General features: G+C 71.0%; 15 protein-coding genes. 7 read left to right on the top strand and 8 right to left on the bottom strand.

The genetic code is table 11. From position 1 onward, the window contains the following. Positions 1-141: 141 nt before the first annotated feature. On the bottom strand, positions 142-1,311 hold the full coding sequence (alr, locus tag ACZ4M5_RS08620) for an alanine racemase (protein WP_467734413.1): 1,170 nt from the start codon (positions 1,309-1,311) through the stop codon (positions 142-144). A 198-nt stretch (positions 1,312-1,509) separates the two neighbouring features. Beyond that, positions 1,510-2,949, bottom strand: a complete 1,440-nt coding sequence (locus ACZ4M5_RS08615) for an NAD(P)H-hydrate dehydratase (RefSeq protein ID WP_467734411.1) — start codon at positions 2,947-2,949, stop codon at positions 1,510-1,512. Between the two features lie 146 nt (positions 2,950-3,095). On the opposite strand from ACZ4M5_RS08615, the gene ACZ4M5_RS08610 reads away from it, so the two are divergent. Further along, entirely contained in the window at positions 3,096-3,386 is a 291-nt protein-coding gene (locus ACZ4M5_RS08610) for a hypothetical protein (RefSeq protein WP_467734409.1), read from the top strand. A gap of 17 nt (positions 3,387-3,403) precedes the next feature. Here ACZ4M5_RS08610 and ACZ4M5_RS08605 read toward each other — a convergent pair whose 3' ends face one another. After that, a complete protein-coding gene (locus ACZ4M5_RS08605; protein ID WP_467734407.1) occupies positions 3,404-3,775 on the bottom strand; it encodes a holo-ACP synthase in 372 nt (123 codons plus the stop codon). A gap of 220 nt (positions 3,776-3,995) precedes the next feature. On the opposite strand from ACZ4M5_RS08605, the gene ACZ4M5_RS08600 reads away from it, so the two are divergent. Next, a complete protein-coding gene (locus tag ACZ4M5_RS08600; protein ID WP_467734405.1) occupies positions 3,996-4,340 on the top strand; it encodes a hypothetical protein in 345 nt (114 codons plus the stop codon). Positions 4,341-4,403: 63 nt separating this feature from the next. Here ACZ4M5_RS08600 and glmS read toward each other — a convergent pair whose 3' ends face one another. After that, on the bottom strand, positions 4,404-6,251 hold the full coding sequence (glmS, locus tag ACZ4M5_RS08595) for a glutamine--fructose-6-phosphate transaminase (isomerizing) (protein ID WP_467734403.1): 1,848 nt from the start codon (positions 6,249-6,251) through the stop codon (positions 4,404-4,406). 526 nt (positions 6,252-6,777) lie between these two features. Between glmS and ACZ4M5_RS08590 the strand changes: the two genes are divergently transcribed. The 4 genes from ACZ4M5_RS08590 (at position 6,778) to ACZ4M5_RS08575 (ending at position 14,547) form a co-directional block, all read left to right on the top strand. Next, on the top strand, positions 6,778-11,730 hold the full coding sequence (locus ACZ4M5_RS08590) for an RICIN domain-containing protein (protein WP_467734401.1): 4,953 nt from the start codon (positions 6,778-6,780) through the stop codon (positions 11,728-11,730). A gap of 10 nt (positions 11,731-11,740) precedes the next feature. Beyond that, positions 11,741-12,421 (top strand): hypothetical protein, encoded by a 681-nt coding sequence (locus tag ACZ4M5_RS08585; protein ID WP_467734399.1) that lies wholly within the window; start codon positions 11,741-11,743, stop codon positions 12,419-12,421. A 194-nt stretch (positions 12,422-12,615) separates the two neighbouring features. Then, on the top strand, positions 12,616-13,584 hold the full coding sequence (coaA, locus tag ACZ4M5_RS08580; protein WP_467734397.1) for a type I pantothenate kinase: 969 nt from the start codon (positions 12,616-12,618) through the stop codon (positions 13,582-13,584). A 30-nt stretch (positions 13,585-13,614) separates the two neighbouring features. Next, positions 13,615-14,547, top strand: a complete 933-nt coding sequence (locus tag ACZ4M5_RS08575; RefSeq protein ID WP_467735527.1) for a DUF389 domain-containing protein — start codon at positions 13,615-13,617, stop codon at positions 14,545-14,547. Between the two features lie 131 nt (positions 14,548-14,678). Here ACZ4M5_RS08575 and glmM read toward each other — a convergent pair whose 3' ends face one another. The 4 genes from glmM to ACZ4M5_RS08555 all read right to left on the bottom strand — a co-directional run bounded on the left by glmM (position 14,679) and on the right by ACZ4M5_RS08555 (position 17,738). Next, positions 14,679-16,037, bottom strand: coding sequence for a phosphoglucosamine mutase (gene glmM / locus ACZ4M5_RS08570; protein ID WP_467735525.1), 1,359 nt, complete (start codon positions 16,035-16,037; stop codon positions 14,679-14,681). 165 nt (positions 16,038-16,202) lie between these two features. Next, the gene (gene rpsI, locus ACZ4M5_RS08565) at positions 16,203-16,715 is read right to left on the bottom strand and encodes a 30S ribosomal protein S9 (RefSeq protein WP_004927169.1); all 513 of its coding nucleotides are present in this window, start codon (positions 16,713-16,715) and stop codon (positions 16,203-16,205) included. Between the two features lie 43 nt (positions 16,716-16,758). Further along, positions 16,759-17,202 carry a 50S ribosomal protein L13 gene (rplM, locus tag ACZ4M5_RS08560; RefSeq protein ID WP_010036634.1) on the bottom strand — a complete coding sequence of 148 codons (444 nt, stop codon included), beginning with the start codon at positions 17,200-17,202 and terminating at the stop codon, positions 16,759-16,761. A gap of 218 nt (positions 17,203-17,420) precedes the next feature. Continuing rightward, positions 17,421-17,738 (bottom strand): hypothetical protein, encoded by a 318-nt coding sequence (locus ACZ4M5_RS08555; RefSeq protein ID WP_467735523.1) that lies wholly within the window; start codon positions 17,736-17,738, stop codon positions 17,421-17,423. An 80-nt stretch (positions 17,739-17,818) separates the two neighbouring features. Here ACZ4M5_RS08555 and ACZ4M5_RS08550 point away from each other — a divergent pair, with 80 nt between their 5' ends. Next, positions 17,819-18,688 (top strand): hypothetical protein, encoded by an 870-nt coding sequence (locus tag ACZ4M5_RS08550; RefSeq protein ID WP_467734395.1) that lies wholly within the window; start codon positions 17,819-17,821, stop codon positions 18,686-18,688. Positions 18,689-18,692 lie beyond the last annotated feature (4 nt).

Genomic DNA, 18,692 nt, shown 5'->3' with positions numbered 1-18,692 from the left:
TTCGCCGGGCCGCTTCGGGTGGCTCGCGTTCCTCGGGTGGCTCGCGCCGAGCCTCGTTGTCCGTGTGCTGTGTGTCTGCCTGTGGTGCCGGTGGTGCGCGTGCTGACTGCCGTTCTTCGCGTGACGGGCTCTCTGTGCGAGTTACCCGTCCTGTTCCTCATTCACATAGACGCGAGGAACACGCGTTCCGATCCGGGTCACGATCTCGTAGGCGATGGTTCCGGCCGCCTGGGCCCAGTCCTCGGCGGTGGGCTCCCCGCGGTCCCCGGGACCGAAGAGGACCGCCTCGGCGCCCGGCGCGGGCTCGTCCCCGCCCAGGTCGACGACGAACTGGTCCATGGCGACCCGCCCGGCGACCGTGCGCCACTTGCCCTCGACGAGCACCGGGCCGGCCGAGGAGGCGTGCCGCGGGACGCCGTCCGCGTACCCGAGCGGAACGAGCCCGAGGGTGGTCTCGCCGGGCGTCACGTAGTGGTGCCCGTAACTGACCCCGTGCCCGCCCGGGACCCGCTTGACCAGGGCCATCGAGGCCGAGAGCGTCATGACCGGACGCAGGCCGAAGTCGGCCGGGACGCCCAGCTCGGGGCTGGGCGAGATGCCGTAGGTGGCGATGCCCGTGCGCACCAGGTCGAAGTGGCTCGCGGGGAGGGTGAGCGTGGCCGGCGAGTTGGCGATGTGCCGCACCTCTGGGCGTACGCCCCTGGCCTCGGCGTACGCGACCATCTCGCGGAACAGGCCGAGCTGGGCGGCGATGGAGGGGTGGCCGGGCTCGTCGGCGCAGGCGAAGTGGGACCACAGTCCCGTGACGCGCAGCAGCCCCTCGGCCTCGGCCCGCAGCGCCTCGCGCACGAGGTCGGCCCAGTCGTCGCCGGGCTGGCAGCCGTTGCGGCCGAGCCCGGTGTCGGCCTTGAGCTGCACGCGGGCGGGCCGGTCGGCGTGCCGGGCGGCCTCGATGACCTCCCGCAGGGCCCACATGCCGCTGACGGACACGTCGAGATCGGCCTCGACGGCCTCGCGCCAGGGGCCGCCCGGTGTCCACAGCCAGCACATGATCCGGCCCGGGAGCCCGGCGGCCCGCAGGGCGAGGGCCTCCTCGGGGGTGGCCGTGCCCAGCCAGGTCGCCCCGGCGTCCAGGGCGGCACGGGCGCACGGCACAGCCCCGTGCCCGTACGCCTCGGACTTCACCACGGTCATCACGGCCGCACCGGGCGCGTGGGCGCGCAGGGCGCGCACGTTGGCCCGCAGGGCGGCCAGATCGATCTCGGCACGGGCCCGCAGGGGCGCGGTCCGGGGGGCTGTTCTCTCGCTCATCGCGCCCAGTGTCTCAGAGCCCCCCACACCCTCGACGGCAGCGGCCCGCCCACGCAACCAAGATCACGGCGAAGGGCGGACCAGGCTCCGAGCCGGTACGCCCACGCTCGGCACACCTCCTGCACCCTCCGGCCGGGGCGGCCTCCCGAGCTTTCCCCGGCCCGGCCGAGTGCACCGGCTGCCCACCGCGCGTTCCGTTCAGCCCCTCACGTTGCGCCAGGCCTCCGGGATCGTCCCGGCCACGTCGTGCGCCCCCACCGGCGCGCCATCCGCCGCCAGCCTCCCGGCCAGGCCGTGGAGGTACGCCCCGGCGCTTCCCGCGTCCAGCGCCGTCAGGCCCGCCGCCAGCAGCGAGCCCGCCAGGCCGGACAGCACGTCCCCGCTCCCGGCGGTCGCCAGCCAGCCCGTGCCGGTGGCGTTCACCCGCACCGGCCCGCCCCCGGAGTCCGCCACCAGCGTGGTGGAGCCCTTGAGCAGTACGGTCGCCCCGTACCGCCGGGCCAGCTCCCGCACCGCGCCCAGCCGTCCCTCCTCGACCTCCCGGCGCTCCACACCGAGCAGGGCCGCCGCCTCCCCGGCGTGCGGGGTCATGAGCGTCGGCGCCCGCCGGTCCCGTACGGCACCGGCGTCCGCGAGCCGCAGTCCGTCCGCGTCGATCAGCACGGGCACGTCCGTGGCCAGCACCTCCGCCACCGTCACCGCGTCGTCCCCGGCCCCGGGCCCGACCACCCAGGCCTGGACCCGGCCCGCGTGCTTCGGCCCCCGGTCCGACACGAGCGTCTCCGGGAACCGCGCGAGGACCGCGTCCCCGGCCGGCCCGACGTAGCGCACCGCGCCCGCCCCGCCGCGCAGGGCCCCCGAAACGGCCAGGACGGCGGCCCCCGGGTAGCGCGCCGACCCGGCGGCGATCCCGACGACACCCCGGCGGTACTTGTCGCTCTCGGCGGCCGGCACCGGCAGCAGCCGCGCCACGTCCGCGTGCTGCAGCGCCTCCAGCTCCGGCTCGGCCGGCAGCTCCAGCCCGATGTCGACCAGCCGCACCGACCCCGCGTACTCCCGCGCAGGGTCGATCAGCAGCCCCGGCTTGTGCGTCCCGAACGTGACCGTCAGATCGGCCCGCACCGCCACGCCCCGCACTTCCCCGGTGGCGACGTCCACGCCGCTCGGCAGGTCGACCGCGACGACGGCGCCGCGCGACCGTCCCGCGGCGGCCGCCAGCGGCACCGCCTCCGGCCGCAGCCCGCCCTTGCCGCCGATCCCCACGATGCCGTCGACGACGAGGTCGGCCCGCTCGACCAGTTCCTCGGCGCGGGGGGAACCGTCGGCCGCCACCGTGCGGCCCCCGGCGCGCCGCAGGGCCGCGAGCCCCGCCGCGTGCGCGCGGCCCGGCGCGAGCAGCACCGCCGTGACACCCGCCCCGCGCCGGGCCAGCCGGGCCCCGGCGAACAGCGCGTCACCGCCGTTGTCACCGCTGCCGACCAGCAGCACGACCCTGCTCCCGTACACCCGGCCCAGCAGGTCGGCGCAGGCCGCGGCGAGCCCGGCGGCGGCGCGTTGCATGAGCGCCCCCTCCGGCAGCCGCGCCATGAGCTGCCGTTCGGCGTTCCTGACCGTCTCCACGCTGTACGCAGTACGCATGCGGTCGAGTTTCCCGCAGACCCCCGGGGCCACTCCCCCGTCCGCCCCGTGCAGGCGTCCGTGTCGGGCCGATCGACGTCTCACCGTCCCACCGGCGTATGCTCGCCCCAGTTTTGAACTCGTTCAAAAGAGGGGAACAGTGAGACATGACCAGTCCCGCAGCGCCCGGTGACCGTGACAGCCCCGCCACCGCCCTGGGCCCCACGGCCCTGGCCCTCGGCGCCTTCTCGGCCGTGGGCACCTGGTTCTTCCTGATCCCCTGGACCGTCCTGGCGGGTGCGCTCGCGGTGACGTTCGGAGCGATGGGCCTGCACCACGCCCGCACGGGCGGGGGGACGGGCGAGGCCGGGGGCCGGATGTGGCCCGCGGCGGCCGGTACGGCACTGGGCGCGGCGGGCGTCCTCGGTACGGCCGTGCTGCTCTGGGCGGTGTCGTAGGGACGGGGCCCCCGGACTCACCCCTCGGCGATCACCACGGCCGAGGCGACGCCCGCGTCGTGACTGAGCGACACATGCCAGGAGACCACGCCCAGTTCGGCGGCGCGAGCGGCGACCGTCCCGCTCACCCGCAGCCGGGGCCGGCCGCTGTCCTCGACGTACACCTCGGCGTCGGTCCACAACAGCCCGCCCGGTGCGCCGAGCGCCTTGGCGAGGGCCTCCTTGGCGGCGAACCGCGCCGCGAGGGAGGCCACGCCCCGCCGCTCCCCACTGGGCAGCAGCAACTCCCGCTCGACGAAAAGCCGCTGGGCCATCGCGGGCGTGCGTTCCAGGGACGCCGCGAACCGCTCGATCTCGGCAACGTCGATGCCGACCCCGATGATGCTCATGCGCAGCACCCTACGGTCCGCCCGGCCTCCGAAGCGCCGCCGTGCCGGACGGAAGGGCTTCGGCGTTCCCGGCAGCAACCTCCTCCCCCGCACCCGCGCACCCACCGCACGGCAATGGCCAGCGCAGACCCCTCGTGACCCAACTACCGCCTGCCCTTGTACAGTTCGCGACGACCGCGATGAGCAAACGGCATCGCACCACAACGGGAGGACACAGACCATGAGGTTCAAGTCGCTGGGGACCGCGGCCACGTCGGCGGCCCTCTTCGCCACCGCCCTCACCGGCACCGTCGCGACGGCCGGCACGGCGGCCGCGGCTCCGCAGGACTGCAGCAAGGCGATCGTGAACGTCACCGCCAAGGAGACCGTCAACGTCCGCTCCACGCCGAAGAAGACGGCCACGGCCCTCGGCATCTGGGGCAAGGGCAAGCGCGGCGGCGTCTGCAACGACGGCAAGGCCTACAAGGGCGGCTCGTACACGGCCTGCGGCAAGACCAGCAACATGTGGTACTACGGCGGCGACAAGGTCAACGGCTGGGTGCCGAAGACCTGCATCAACTGGTAGTCACCGGCCGCACGGGGGCAGGGCGAACCGCACGGCGCGTTCGCCCCGCCCTTCCGCGCTCCGCTACTCCACCGTCACGGACTTCGCCAGGTTGCGCGGCTGGTCCACCTCGTTGCCCCGGGCCGTCGCCAGCTCGCAGGCGAACACCTGCAACGGGACCGTCGTCACGAGCGGCTGCAGCAGGGTCGGCGTGACCGGTACGCGGATGAGGTGGTCCGCGTAGGGCACGACCGCCTCGTCGCCCTCCTCGGCGATCACGATGGTGCGGGCGCCCCGGGCCCGGATCTCCTGGATGTTGGACACGATCTTGTCGTGCAGCACCGACCGCCCGCGCGGCGAGGGCACGACCACGACGACCGGCAGGTCCTCCTCGATCAGCGCGATCGGCCCGTGCTTCAGCTCCCCGGCCGCGAAGCCCTCGGCGTGCATGTACGCCAGCTCCTTCAGCTTCAGCGCGCCCTCCAGGGCCACCGGGTAGCCCACGTGCCGGCCGAGGAACAGCACCGTGTTCTTCGAGGCCAGCGTGCGTGCCAGCTCCCGCACCGGCTCCATGGTCCCCAGCACCTGCTCCACCGCCCCGGAGATGGAGGACAGGTCGCGGATCACCGCCCGGATCTCGTCGCCCCACTTGGTGCCCCGCACCTGGCCCAGGTACAGCGCGACCAGGTAGCAGGCGACGAGCTGGGTCAGGAACGCCTTGGTCGAGGCGACGGCGACCTCGGGACCGGCGTGCGTGTACAGCACGGCGTCGGACTCGCGCGGGATCGTCGAGCCGTTGGTGTTGCAGATCGCCAGCACCCTGGAGCCCTGCTCGCGGGCGTGCCGCAGGGCCATCAGGGTGTCCATGGTCTCGCCGGACTGGGAGATCGCGACGACCAGGGTCCGGGCGTCCAGGATCGGGTCCCGGTAGCGGAACTCGCTGGCCAGCTCCACCTCGCACGGGATCCGGGTCCAGTGCTCGATGGCGTACTTGGCGATCATCCCGGCGTGGAAGGCCGTACCGCAGGCCACGATGACGACCTTGTCGATCTCGCGCAGCACGCGCGGCGGGATCCGCACCTCGTCCAGGGTCAGCGACCCCGAGCCGTCGATCCGGCCGAGCAGCGTGTCGGCGACCGCCTTGGGCTGCTCGGCGATCTCCTTGAGCATGAAGTAGTCGTAGCCGCCCTTCTCGGCGGCCGAGGCGTCCCAGTCGACGTGGTACGAGCGCACCTCGGCGGGGCGGCCGTCGAAGCCCGTCACCACCACACCGTCCCGGCGCAGCTCCACGACCTGGTCCTGCCCGAGTTCGATCGCGGACCGGGTGTGCTCGATGAACGCGGCGACGTCCGAGGCGAGGAAGGCCTCGCCCTCGCCGACGCCGACCACCAGGGGTGAGTTGCGCCGCGCGCCCACCACCACGCCGGGCTCGTCGGCGTGCACGGCGACCAGCGTGAACGCCCCTTCCAGCCGACGGCACACCAGCCGCATCGCCTCGGCGAGGTCGGCGCAGGAGGAGAACTCCTCGGCGAGCAGGTGCGCCACGACCTCGGTGTCGGTCTCGGAGGACAACTCGTGGCCGCGCTCCTGCAGTTCGGCCCGCAACTCGGCGAAGTTCTCGATGATGCCGTTGTGCACGACCGCGACGCGTCCCGCGTTGTCGATGTGCGGATGGGCGTTCTCGTCGGTCGGACCGCCGTGGGTGGCCCACCGGGTGTGGCCGATGCCCGTCGGCCCTGTCGGCAGCGGCCTGCCGTCCAGCTCCTTCTCCAGGTTCAGCAGCTTGCCGGCCTTCTTGGCCGTCGCCAGCCCGCCGTCGGCCAGCACGGCGACACCGGCGGAGTCGTAACCCCGGTACTCCAGCCGCCTGAGCCCGGCCATCACGACCTCGAGCGCGGACTGCGGCCCCACGTATCCCACGATTCCACACATGGGCGGCAGCTTAGGGTCGATACGGGGGTGGAACAGGGCTTTGCGTGCCCGATTTCGGAAATTCCACCGGGGTAATCGGAGGCGTCCGGTCACCCGACCCACCTGTGACCCTCTGGACGCGTCCCGCGCGCCCTCCCCGGAGGAGCAGGGACGGGTTCCGGACGACCTCCGCCCCGCCTGCATGGCAATCGACACCACGCTCACAGGAGAAACACAGCAATTACACAGGTCCCGAACGGCAGTTGCCCCGTCACACCGACCCGGACCCGAAGTCCCTTTTGCGCCACGCCGCGCTGGATGCGAAAAAGCATGCTGGCCGATTCGAACTCGTGTACCTAGGATGATCGTCGCGCTCGGCGGAGCTGACCACTCGGCCGCACAGCGCTGCACCAGGCGACCGGGGGGATGTCGTCGCCACAGGGGAGAGACGTACCGGCATGCCTGATGCCAACGATTCGTCAGGCGATTCTCCTCGGCTGTTCCGACTGCCCCCCGTGCGTCTTCCATCGCAACGAGGGGACGTTTCGTGCGCCCGAGACCAGGGCCTTTCCTGCCCATCTCCGGATTCCTTTCCAGATCCGGCCGACCACGGCTGCTGACGGCCGTCGTCACGTCCGCCGCGGCCGCTGCCGTACTGGCCGGCGTGGCCGTTCAGCCGGGAGTGCTGGACCAGTTGACCGGCACGGAAGCGGCCGCCCCTGCGGGCGGCTCCTCCGACTGGTCCGACGACACGGCGGCCGAGCAACTGCGGCAGGATCAGTGCCTGATGGCGGACGTCCTGCGGCTGGGCGGGCCGTCCATGGCCGCGACCGCGCAGGACGGGCTCAACCAGCCGCCGGACAAGCTGCACACGTTGGCCAACCGGGCGCACTGGGAAGACACCCCGCTGGCCGTGGCGTATCAGCGGGACAAGGAGGCGGCGTGGAAAGAACTCGACGTCGTCAATGGCCTTCGGGACCAGTGGGCGAAGCCTCTCGACGGCTTGGAGACTCCGGGCGGGTTCACGGTCGCCGACTTCCACTGGCCTCCTGGAGGCTCGGGCGATGAAGAGAAGGACTTCCACAGCCAGACGGGCCTGACCCAGTGGATCGCCGACAGGTTCTGGAAGGACGAGTCCGACTTCTACGAGGACCCCACACCCAAGGCCGACGGGAAGACCCTGAAGGCCGTCACCGACCTGGGGACCCCGCTCTACGGCGAGAAGCCGTACGACCCGAACCTGCCGACGAGTGAGCGGGAGCGCCAGTACCAGGAGGAGCGGGCGTTCGAAGGGCTGCTCGACACCTTCCACGGCAAGGGTGCCGATGACGCCCGTCTCTTCCTCGCCTCCGGTGGCTTTCCGCGCACCGCTCCCGAGCCCGGCACGGCCGAATACCGGATCGCGGTCGAGGACCTGAAGAGCCGGTATGCGTCGTGTGCCTGGCGGGACCCGATCGACCCGAACAAGGCCCTGGACGGCATCACGGAGACCGCCACCTCCGAATGGCAGCAGGAGATCGCCGCGCAGGCGGTTCAGCGCAACCAGATCCTGAAGTCCGGCAATGAGGCCACCGGCGCCCTCGCCAACGGGGCGAAGGCGCTGGGGAACCTGCTGGGGCACTCCTGGGTCGCCGACCATCTGGTCCGTTGGCAGGACTACTGGGCGCCCGGCGGTGCGGGCTGGATCGGTGACTCGCCCGCGGTCATCCAGGTGGAGGCGGCCAAGGGCAAGTGCCTGGACGCCGAGGGCGGCAGGACCACGTCCGGCACGCCGGTGCAGATCTACACCTGCAACAACTCCACCGGACAGCAGTGGCAGCTCCGCACTGCTTCCCCTGACACCTACTCCCTCGTCAACTACAAGTCCGGCAAGTGCCTCGACGTCGAGAACAGCAACCCGGCCAACGGCACGAAGATCCAGATCTGGACGTGCAACGGCAGCAAGGCGCAGGAGTGGGAACTCGACGTCCGCGCCGCCGGTGAGCTGCGCAACGTCGCCACGGACAAGTGCCTGGACCTGAACAAGTTCGAGAACAGCCACAACGCCTGGCTGTGGGGGTGCAACGGCACGAACCCGCAGAAGTTCCGGCTCGTCCCCAAAGGCCACGCCGGCGCGGACACCCAGTCCTACCCGGAAAAGGCGCAGTTCGACCAGGCCAAGAAGGGTGTCACTGCGGCGCAGACGCAGGCGAAGAAGCAGCTGGAGGTTCTCAAGGCCCAGTTGGCCACGGCGAAGAAGGCCGCCGCCGTGACCGACATCGCGCAGAAGGCCGCGTACGGCGTCGCCGACGAGGCGGGCGCACCGCGGGGCCGCGGTCTGCTGGTGGGTCAGCAGAAGGCTCAGGTCACCAAGGGCGCGACAGCGGCCCTCGAAGCACTGGTGAAGGCCGGCGAGACCGCCGAGGCGGCCACCCGCGCCTCAGCAGGGGACAGCGCGACCATCGCGCAGCGCGCGCTGGCGCAGGCTGCCCAGTCGAAGGCCGAGTTCCGCAAGGCCGCCGCAGCAATGGCCGAGTCCCAGGCCAAGGCCGCCGCCGACGCGGCGAAGGTGCACCGCGACAACGCCAAGAAGGACAAGGAGACCGCGGAGGCCAAGCTCGCCGACGCGGTGAAGGCCGAGGGACAGGCCAAGGCGGCCGCCGCCGAGGCCCACGCCAAGCGTCTGGCGGCCGAGGCCGAGGAGAAGACGGCCGAGGCGGAGAAGAAGACGGCGGCCGCCAAGCAGGCCGAGGCCGCCCAGCACAAGAAGAACGCCGAATCCGAGGCCACCAAGGCCAAGGACGCCAAGGACAAGGCGGAGGCGGCCGAGGGCACGGCGGTCGAGAAGAAGAACGCCGCGGTCAAGGCCCGCGACAAGGCCCGCGACCTGCGCGACGACGCGTGGGACGCCGAGCAGAAGGCCGACGCGGCCCGAGCGAAGGCCGACGCGAAGGAGGCCTTCGCCCAGGCTCACGAGTCGGACAGCAACGCCCAGGAGGCCCGGGCGGCGGCCGACGCGGCGGACGCACACGCCACGGACGCCGAGACCGCCGCCGGCAAGGCCCGCTCCGAGGCGGACGCCGCGACCAAGGCGGCGGCGGACGCGGACGCCGCGGCCACCCGGGCGGAGGCGGCGGCCAAGCGCTCCCGCGCCCACGCCGACGCCGCGCAAGCCGCCAAGCTGAAGTCCGATGCCGCGGTGAAGACCGCGACGAGCGCCGCCGCCGACGCCATCAAGGCGTCGCAGCACGCCTCCACCGAGGCCAAGACGGCCGTGGAGATGGCCGACGAGGCGGAGAAGCAGGCCAAGACGGCCAAGTCCCAAGCCGACATGGCGAACAAGGAAGCCGGCAAGGCCCTGGCCGCCTCGGCGAAGGCCGCGGGCTTCGCGCACGTCACCGCCCAGGCCGCCGTCGACGCCGGCAAGGCCGCCGCGCAGGTCGCCAAGCCCGCCAACGACGCGATCCAGCTCGGCAGCCCGTACGTCGACAAGGACTCGGCCGCCGGCCTGGTGGTCCTGACGGGCCAGGCGTCGAAGTCGATCGCCGAGCGGCAGCAGGCCGTCGCAGATGCCCACGCCAAGAACGCGGCAGCGGAGGCATCGGCGGCCAAGAACCTCGCCGACCAGGCACAGGGCGACGCCAAGGCCGCCTACCAGCACGCGGCCAATGCAGCCGGGCATGCCGCCACCGCACGCACCTACGCCAAGGAGGCCCTCGGCTACGCCGCGGACGCCGCCAAGGCCGCGTCCAAGGCAGCCGCGTCCCTGGCCCGCACCGTCGAGTACAACCGCAAGGCGACCGAGGACGCCGAAGCCGCCGACAAGGCAGCCGGCCGCGCCGAGAACCACGCCAAGGACGCCCGCGACTCGGCGGACCAGGCGGCCCTCGACGCCGAAGCCGCCCGCACGGCCGCCTCGGAAGCCGAACAGGCGGCCAAGGACGCCCGAGCAGCGGCCGACCGCGCCGACACGGCGGCCACCGAGGCCGAGGAGGCGGCGAAGGACGCTCAGAAGTACGCCGAAGAGGCCCAGGCGGCAGCGGAGTCCGCGGAACGCAAGCAGGCGAACCAGCAGGTCTCCAGCGGAGCCGGAACCGGCATCGGCGGCACCTGGTACGTCGTCGACGAGGACTCCGTCGAGGTCACCGACACCGAGCAGAAGAACGACTGCGTCATCGAGGTCGGTTTCGAGGGCTGCACCGTCACCTTCAAGGTGACGTTCAACGCCACGGTGGACTTCTTCCTCTGCACCAACCCGGATGTGCCTGCCTCCGCCACCGGCTGCCCGCCGGGCGACACGGTGCTGGTGAAGAGCGAGCCGTTCAAGGGGTTGAAGAAGGACGTCACGCACTACTTCAGCAAGCTCGACCTGATCAAGCAGACCGTCGTCTACCGGATTCTCAAGGCGGTCCTGGTCCAGGACTTCCTGGACTGCTGGCACGGCAGCGCCAGCGGCTGCGCCTGGGCGGCGAGCAACTTCATCCCGGGCAAGGCGCTGGGAAAGGTCCTCGAGGGCATCCAGGCCTTGGACGCCGCCATGCGGACCGGCATTGGCGTGCGTGAAGCGTTCCTGGCGCTCAAGACCCTCGACCTCGACCCGGGGACTGTCGCGAAGCTCAACGGCATCGTCAACGCTCACGAGGAGTTGACCGCCGCCTGCAAGGTGAACAGCTTCCCCGGCACCACACAGGTGCTGATGGCGGACAGCTCACGCCGACCCATCAGCCAGGTGGGTGTGGGAGACCTCGTCATGGCCACGGACCCGGCGTCCGGCCAGTTGCGGGCGCGGAAGGTGACCGACACCTATGAGCACGACACCAGGCGGCTCGTCGACATCACCGTTGCCGGCGGGGGGAAGCTGACCAGCACCGCCGGCCACAGGTTCTACGTCGTAGACCGCGGATGGACGTTCGTCTCCGACCTGCGCGTCGGTGACCAGCTCCGCACCCCGGACCGCTCCGTCCGCAAGGTGACCGCCCTGCACGACCGCTCGGGACTGCCCTCGAGCACGGTCTACGACCTCACGGTCGCCGACCTCCACACGTTCTTCGTGGTGGCGGGCGCCACTCCGGTCCTCGTCCACAACTGCAAGGTGGCGCTGGGATGGCAGAACAATGGGAAACTCGACGAGTGGGCCGCGCTTCCCGAGAACAAGTTCACGACCTTCTCCAACGTGTCCCCGAGGGACTTCGCACGCATCGCAGAGATGGCCATCGCCGACCCGAACGTGACGCTGCACATCAACATGACGGGACTGAACCAGCACGGGAACTTCCTCGACGCCGCCCGGCGTGGCCTGAAGGGCGGTGAACACGGAGCCGCCGCCACGGACTACGAGATGTCCATGATCGCGAGGGCACTCGCCAACGGACAACGTCCATGGAGTTCGATCAAGTTCTACTCTCCGTCGGGTCCCGACGGAGCCATGAGACTGGACCCTCCGACTGACATGCCCGACCTCTCGGTGCTGGGGAAGCTTGACCCCGTGAAGGGTTCGGTCATCGGATACTGCCACTGCTGAGGAAACGCACATGGGTGCCCATCGGAAGGACCTGTACCCGGACGTGACCGCCGCCGGCGGCCTTGTACCGGCCATGAACCAGGCAGCGAAGCTGCGCGGATGCGACATCGGCCTGCCCCCGTGGGCCACCGATGCCGTCGGCATCGAGACGGCGAGGGGTCTGGTGTCGGTACATCCCGCCACGGGCAAGCGGCTGTTCCGGTTGCGTGTCCTCGTCCCCGGGTTCACTTGGGACACTCCAGGGTTCTCCTGGGAGCTCGGCGCGAGCGACGATCTCGGATCGCTCGTGGAGGCGATCGCCGCATGGCGCGACGGCATGTCAACCGCCGAGCTGACTGCGAGATTCGCGTTTCTGGAACTTGACGCATTCGCAGGGGCGATCGAGAGGGGAGAGCCCACTTCTCTGCAGTGGGCCGACCTTCTGTCGTCCGACTTCCATCTGAAGCAGCGGAACCTACTGCTTCGCCTTCGCTCGGACGAGGTGCTCCAGCACATGTTCCCGACGGTCACGCACGGTGCCGTCCGCCTGCGGACGAATCAACTGGACGGGGCGAGCCCTCAGGTCCTGGTGCACGACCTGCACGACGGGCGTTATGAAGTGACGCGTCCCGCAGTGCCCGGAGCAGCCTGGGTCGAGGTACCGAGCGGCGATCTGATTGCCCACCTCCGCGCCGCGCTGAGCGAACAGTGACACCGACTGTTCGATGAAGCCGACATCCCTGCCGGGCAACCCGGCAGGGATGTCGGCTTTCCACGATCTACGGCGCGACTCCCCACCCGGTCGTTGAGCCGCAGTACCCGACTCCGGACCCCGCGTGACCGATCCCACCCCCCCATCCCTTCGTACTCCCGTAACAATGGACTGTGATCTCTCCGGTCTCCCCGATGCCCCGGAGCGCCCACCGGCCCCGTCCGGAGGCGACTCCCTACGTCGATCTCACCCGATCCGAGTGGAGCGCGCTGCGTGACAAGACGCCGCTGCCGCTCACGGCCGAGGAGGTCGAGAAGCTGCGCGGTCTGGGCGATGTCATCGACCTCGACGAGGTCCGGGACATCTACCTGCCGCTGTCCCGGCTCCTCAACCTCTACGTCGGTGCCACGGACGGCCTCAGAGGGGCGCTGAACACGTTCCTCGGCGAGAAGGGCTCCCAGGCCGGCACCCCGTTCGTCATAGGAGTCGCCGGATCGGTCGCCGTCGGCAAGTCCACCGTCGCCCGCCTGCTCCAGGCCCTGCTCTCCCGCTGGCCCGAGCACCCCCGCGTCGAGCTGGTCACCACCGACGGCTTCCTGCTCCCCACCAAGGAGCTCCAGGCCCGCGGCCTGATGTCCCGCAAGGGCTTCCCCGAGTCCTACGACCGCCGCGCCCTCACCCGCTTCGTCGCCGACATCAAGGCCGGCAAGGACGAGGTCACCGCGCCCGTCTACTCCCACCTGATCTACGACATCGTCCCCGACGAGCGCCTGACCGTGCGCCGCCCGGACATCCTGATCGTCGAGGGCCTGAACGTCCTCCAGCCCGCCCTGCCCGGCAAGGACGGCCGCACCCGGGTCGGCCTCGCCGACTACTTCGACTTCAGCGTGTACGTCGACGCCAAGGTCGAGGACATCGAGCACTGGTACCTCAACCGCTTCCGCAAGCTGCGCGCGACGGCGTTCCAGAACCCCTCCTCCTACTTCCGCAAGTACACGCAGGTCTCGGAGGAGGAGGCCCTCGACTACGCCCGTACGATGTGGCGCACGATCAACCGGCCGAACCTCGTGGAGAACATCGCCCCCACCCGCGGCCGGGCCACCCTCGTCCTGCGCAAGGGCCCGGACCACAAGGTGCAGCGGCTCAGCCTGCGCAAGCTGTGACCCCAGGGGAAGGTGAGTTGGATGGGAGCCATGCTTCACCTGCGCCTGATCTCGCCGTCCGACCGGACCGGTGAGGTGCTGCGGCTGGTCGAGGGGACGGTCGGCACCGCCCATCTCGTCGTCCTGCCCGGCGCCGCCCGCGACCCGGCCGGGGACGTCGTGATGTGCGACGTGGCCCGGGAGGCGGGCGACGAGCTGCTCGCCGGCCTGCGGAAGCTGGGCATCGACACCAGCGGTTCCATCGCCGTCGAGTCGATCGACCTGTCGCTGTCCGAGCGGGCCGAACGGGCCGAGGCCGACGCGCCCGGCGAGGGCGCGGACGCCGTGCTGTGGGAGCAGCTGACAGAGGCGACCCACGAGGAGTCGACGCTCTCCGCGACCTACCTGGCCTTCATCACGCTCGCCACGATGATCGCGGCCTGCGGTGTGGTCCTGGACAACGCGATCCTGATCGTCGGCGCGATGGCGGTCGGCCCGGAGTTCGGCCCACTCGCCGGCATCAGCACGGCGATCGTCCGCCGCCGCCCGCGCCTCGCCCTGCGTTCACTGATCGCGCTGCTGGTCGGTTTCGTGGCGGCGATGGCCGTGACGGTCTGCTTCAGCCTCTTCATGGACTCCGTGGGCCTGTTCAGCGAGGCCCGGCTGGAGGCGGACCGCCCCAACACGGGCTTCATCTACGCCCCCGACTGGTTCTCCTTCGTCGTGGCGGTCCTGGCCGGGATCGCCGGCACGCTGTCGCTGACCTCGGCGAAGTCGGGCGCCCTGGTGGGCGTGGCCATCTCGGTGACCACGATCCCGGCGGCGGCGAACGCGGCGGTGGCCCTGAGCTACGGCGACATGTCCCAGACCAAGGGCTCCTCGGAGCAGCTCCTGCTGAACCTGCTGGGCATCATCGTCGCCGGCACACTCACCCTCCTGATCCAGAAGAGCCTGTGGTCCAGGCAGACGAAGACCACGCCGTAGGCACGAACGCCCTCAGGGGCGCGGGGAACTGCGCGACGAGCCACGACGAACCGCAAGCCCGCCGCCGACGACAGCCCCACCCCGAACCGGCAGCCCCGCCCCGAACCCGCTCGCGAACCCCGGGGCGGCGACTACCCCAGCGCCGACTTCACCGCGTCGGCCAGCCGCCCCGCCACGGCCCGGGCCTGCCCGATGTCAGCGGCCTCGACCATCACCCGCACCAGCGGCTCGGTGCCCGAAGGCCGCAGCAGCACCCGCCCGGTCGCCCCCAGCTCCCGCTCCGCGTCGGAGACGGCGGCGGACAGCTCGGCGGAGGTCTTCACCCGGGACCTGTCCACGTCCGGCACGTTGATCAGCACCTGCGGCAGCCGCTCCATGACGGAGGCCAGCTCGCGCAGCGAACGTCCGCTCCCGGCGACCCGGGCCGCCAGCAGCAGCCCCGTGAGGGTGCCGTCACCGGTCGTCGCGTGGTCGAGGATGATCACGTGCCCGGACTGCTCGCCCCCGAGGGCGAACCCGTGCTCCTTCATCTCCTCCAGCACGTACCGGTCGCCGACGGCCGTCTGCACGAGGCGGATGCCCTCGCGCTCCATGGCCAGCTTGAAGCCCAGGTTGGACATCACCGTCGCCACGACGGTCTCGGAGCGCAGCGCGGACCGCTCCCGCATCGCCAGCGCGAGCACGGCGAGGATCTGGTCCCCGTCCACCTCGTCGCCGGTGTGGTCCACGGCGAGGCAGCGGTCGGCGTCGCCGTCGTGCGCGATGCCCAGGTCGGCGCCGTGCTCGACGACGGCGGCCTTGAGCTTGTCGAGGTGCGTCGAGCCGCACCCGTCGTTGATGTTGAGGCCGTCCGGCTCGGCCCCGATGGTGACGACCTCGGCGCCGGCCCGCTGGAACGCCTCGGGCGAGACCCGGGCCGCGGCGCCGTGCGCCTCGTCCAGGACGACCTTCAGCCCCTCCAGCCGGTTCGGCAGGACACCCAGCAGATGCTCGACGTACCGGTCGAAGCCCTCGCCGTACTCGCGCACGCGGCCCACTCCGGCGCCGGTCGGCCGGTCCCAGGGGGCGCCGGTGCGGTGCTCCTCGTAGACGGACTCGATCCGGTCCTCCAGCTCGTCGGCGAGCTTGTGGCCGCCGCGGGCGAAGAACTTGATGCCGTTGTCGGGCATGGCGTTGTGGCTCGCGGAGAGCATCACCCCGAGGTCGGCGCCCAGCTCCCCGGTCAGGAACGCCACCGCGGGCGTCGGCAGCACACCGACGCGCAGGACGTCCACTCCGGCGCTGGCCAGGCCCGCGACCACGGCGGCCTCCAGGAACTCCCCGGACGCCCGTGGGTCACGCCCGACGACAGCGGTGGGCCGGTGCCCCTCGAACGTGCCCGCCTCGGCCAGTACGTGCGCCGCGGCCACGGACAGGCCCAGGGCCATCTCCGCCGTCAGATCCGCGTTGGCGACACCGCGCACGCCGTCCGTGCCGAAGAGTCGTCCCACAGTGGTGTCCTCCGTATTGCTGAAGAGAATGCGGCTCACATTCCCGCGTACCTTCCCTGAGACTGTCCGGGACCGGTAGGGGTTGTGTAAACGAACCGCCCCGGCAGCACAACCGTGCCGCCGGGGCGATCGAGGCGAAGCCAGTCGCGAGGACGGGCGTCGCGTTTAGCGCTTGCTGTACTGCGGAGCCTTGCGGGCCTTCTTCAGACCGGCCTTCTTGCGTTCGACCGCACGGTCGTCGCGCTTGAGGAAGCCGGCCTTCTTCAGCGGGCCGCGGTTGTTGTCGACGTCGGCCTCGTTCAGCGCGCGGGCGACACCGAGACGGAGGGCACCGGCCTGGCCGGAGACACCGCCACCGGCGATGCGGGCGATGACGTCGTAGCGGCCCTCGAGCTCGAGAACCTTGAACGGCTCGTTGACTTCCTGCTGGTGCACCTTGTTCGGGAAGTAGTCCTCGAGGGTGCGACCGTTGATCTTCCACTTGCCGGTGCCCGGGACGATCCGGACGCGGGCGATGGCGTTCTTGCGACGGCCCAGGCCGGCGGCCGGCTGGGGCTCGCCGAAGCGGGAAGCCATGGACTCCGAGGTGTACTCGCCCTCGACGGGCACCTCGGACTCGGTGGTGTAGCTGTCGATGTCAAGCTCTTCGAGCGGCTGCTCGGCAGTGGTCTCGGCCACGATTCTCCTCAGATTCTGTTCGGTCTAGGGGTGGTGGCCGGACTTACTGCGCGACCTGGGTGATCTCGTACGGCTGCGGCTGCTGCGCGCCGTGCGGGTGCTGGTCACCCTTGTAGACCTTCAGCTTCGAGAGCATCTGACGGCCCAGCGTGTTCTTGGGGAGCATGCCCTTGACGGCCTTCTCGATGGCCTTCTCGGGGTTCTTGTCGAGCAGCTCGTCGTAGCGGACGGAGCGCAGACCACCCGGGTAGCCGGAGTGGCGGTACGCCATCTTCTGGGTCCGCTTGTTGCCGGACAGGTGCACCTTGTCGGCGTTGATGATGATGACGAAGTCACCAGCGTCGACGTGCGGCGCGTAGATCGGCTTGTGCTTGCCGCGGAGGAGCGTCGCGGCAGTGGTGGCGAGACGACCCAGGACAACGTCCTGAGCGTCGATGACGTGCCACTGGCGCGTCACATCGCCGGGCTTGGGGCTGTACGTACGCACGGTTCGTAGCCTTCGCTTCGAGTGAATGGTCCATAACTGGTCACCGAAACGATCACGACAGCCTGGACCGCACTGCGGCGACGCATACCGCGTACGTGGGGTCGCTGGTCATCGGCCCGGTGGACCGGTGTAAGGGCCCGTCCCGTGAGAATGAGCAAGCCAATACACAACGAACAAGCAGAATACCGGTGCACTCCACAAGGGTCAAAACGCGGTCCTCACCGCGCCCGCGCCCCGCTCCGGGCGCTCCTCGGCGTGCACACCACGGCACAGACCGTGACCACCCGTCTCAGGTTCCGGCGCCGCACCGGCCGTGCGTACGGGAACACCGACGCGAGCACCAGATCGACCCCCACGGCGAGGCACCATCCCGCCACGGACCCTCCCCCGCGCGGCCGCCGCAGCGCCCGCACCGCTCCCACCACGACCGATGGCCACACACCCGCGCCGAGCGACGGCCACGACGGCAGACAGACCAGCACCAGCACCGCCGGCAGCAGCCGCCCCAACCACCCGCAGATGTCGTCTTTGCCCATGCGCACGGGCGCAACGCTAGGCGCTGCGAAGCCGATCCGGGCGGACCAGCACACCCCATGTCCCGTCTAAGATGCGGCCCATGAGCATTGGGCAGGGGGGACCTCAGTCCCAGTGGGATCCCTGGAAACCGCAGTCGCAGCAGCCCTGGAGCAGCGGGGGCGGCCAGGCCCCCGACTGGGCGGCGCTCGCCGAGGCCTCCGAGGCCCGCAACAAACGCCGCCGCCTGCTGCTGATCGGCGGCGGCGCGCTCGCCACCGTCGCGATCGGCACGGCCGTCGCGGTGGCCGTGGTCTCGGCCAACGGGGACGACCGGGCGAACAACCCGGCCTCCCTGCCCTCGGCGGACATCCCCAGCGGCACGTCGTCGGCGCCGTCCTTCGCCCCGACCAGCGCCCCGCCCCCGCTGGACCCCAAGGACTTCATCGCCAGCGCCAGGAAGGACAAGGCCCCGCTCAGCCCGGAGACGCTCTTCCCCGGCACCCAGCTGACGATGGGCGACACCGTCTACAAGAAGGGGCCCACCGCCGACACGAGGAACTGCGCCTCGGCCGCGGGCGGCACCCTCCCCAAGGCCCTCACCGCCCACGACTGCACGCGCCTGATACGCGTGACCTACGTCAAGGACGGCATCGCCGTCACGATGGGTGTGGCGGTCTTCGACACCGAGGCGCAGGCGCTCAAGGCCAAGGACCAGGCCGACAAGAAGAGCTTCGTCAAGTCGCTGTCCGGCGGCGGCGTGAAGGGCTTCTGCGAGTCCGCCATCTGCAACACCACGACCAACGCCTACGGCCGTTACGCCTACTTCGCCAACTCCGGCTTCACCAGCGGCAAGGACGTCACCCCGAAGGACACCGCGGTCTTCCGCACCAGCAACGACCTGCAGCAGTTCACGTTCAACCAGATCCGCCGCCGCGGGGAGGCCCAGGCCTCGGCCGCGGCGAACGAGTAGCCGG

The sequence above is a fragment of the Streptomyces sp. NPDC026246 genome, assembly GCF_055567995.1.
Note: the sequence above shows the minus strand (reverse complement) of the source record. Positions and strands in the feature narration are given on the sequence as shown.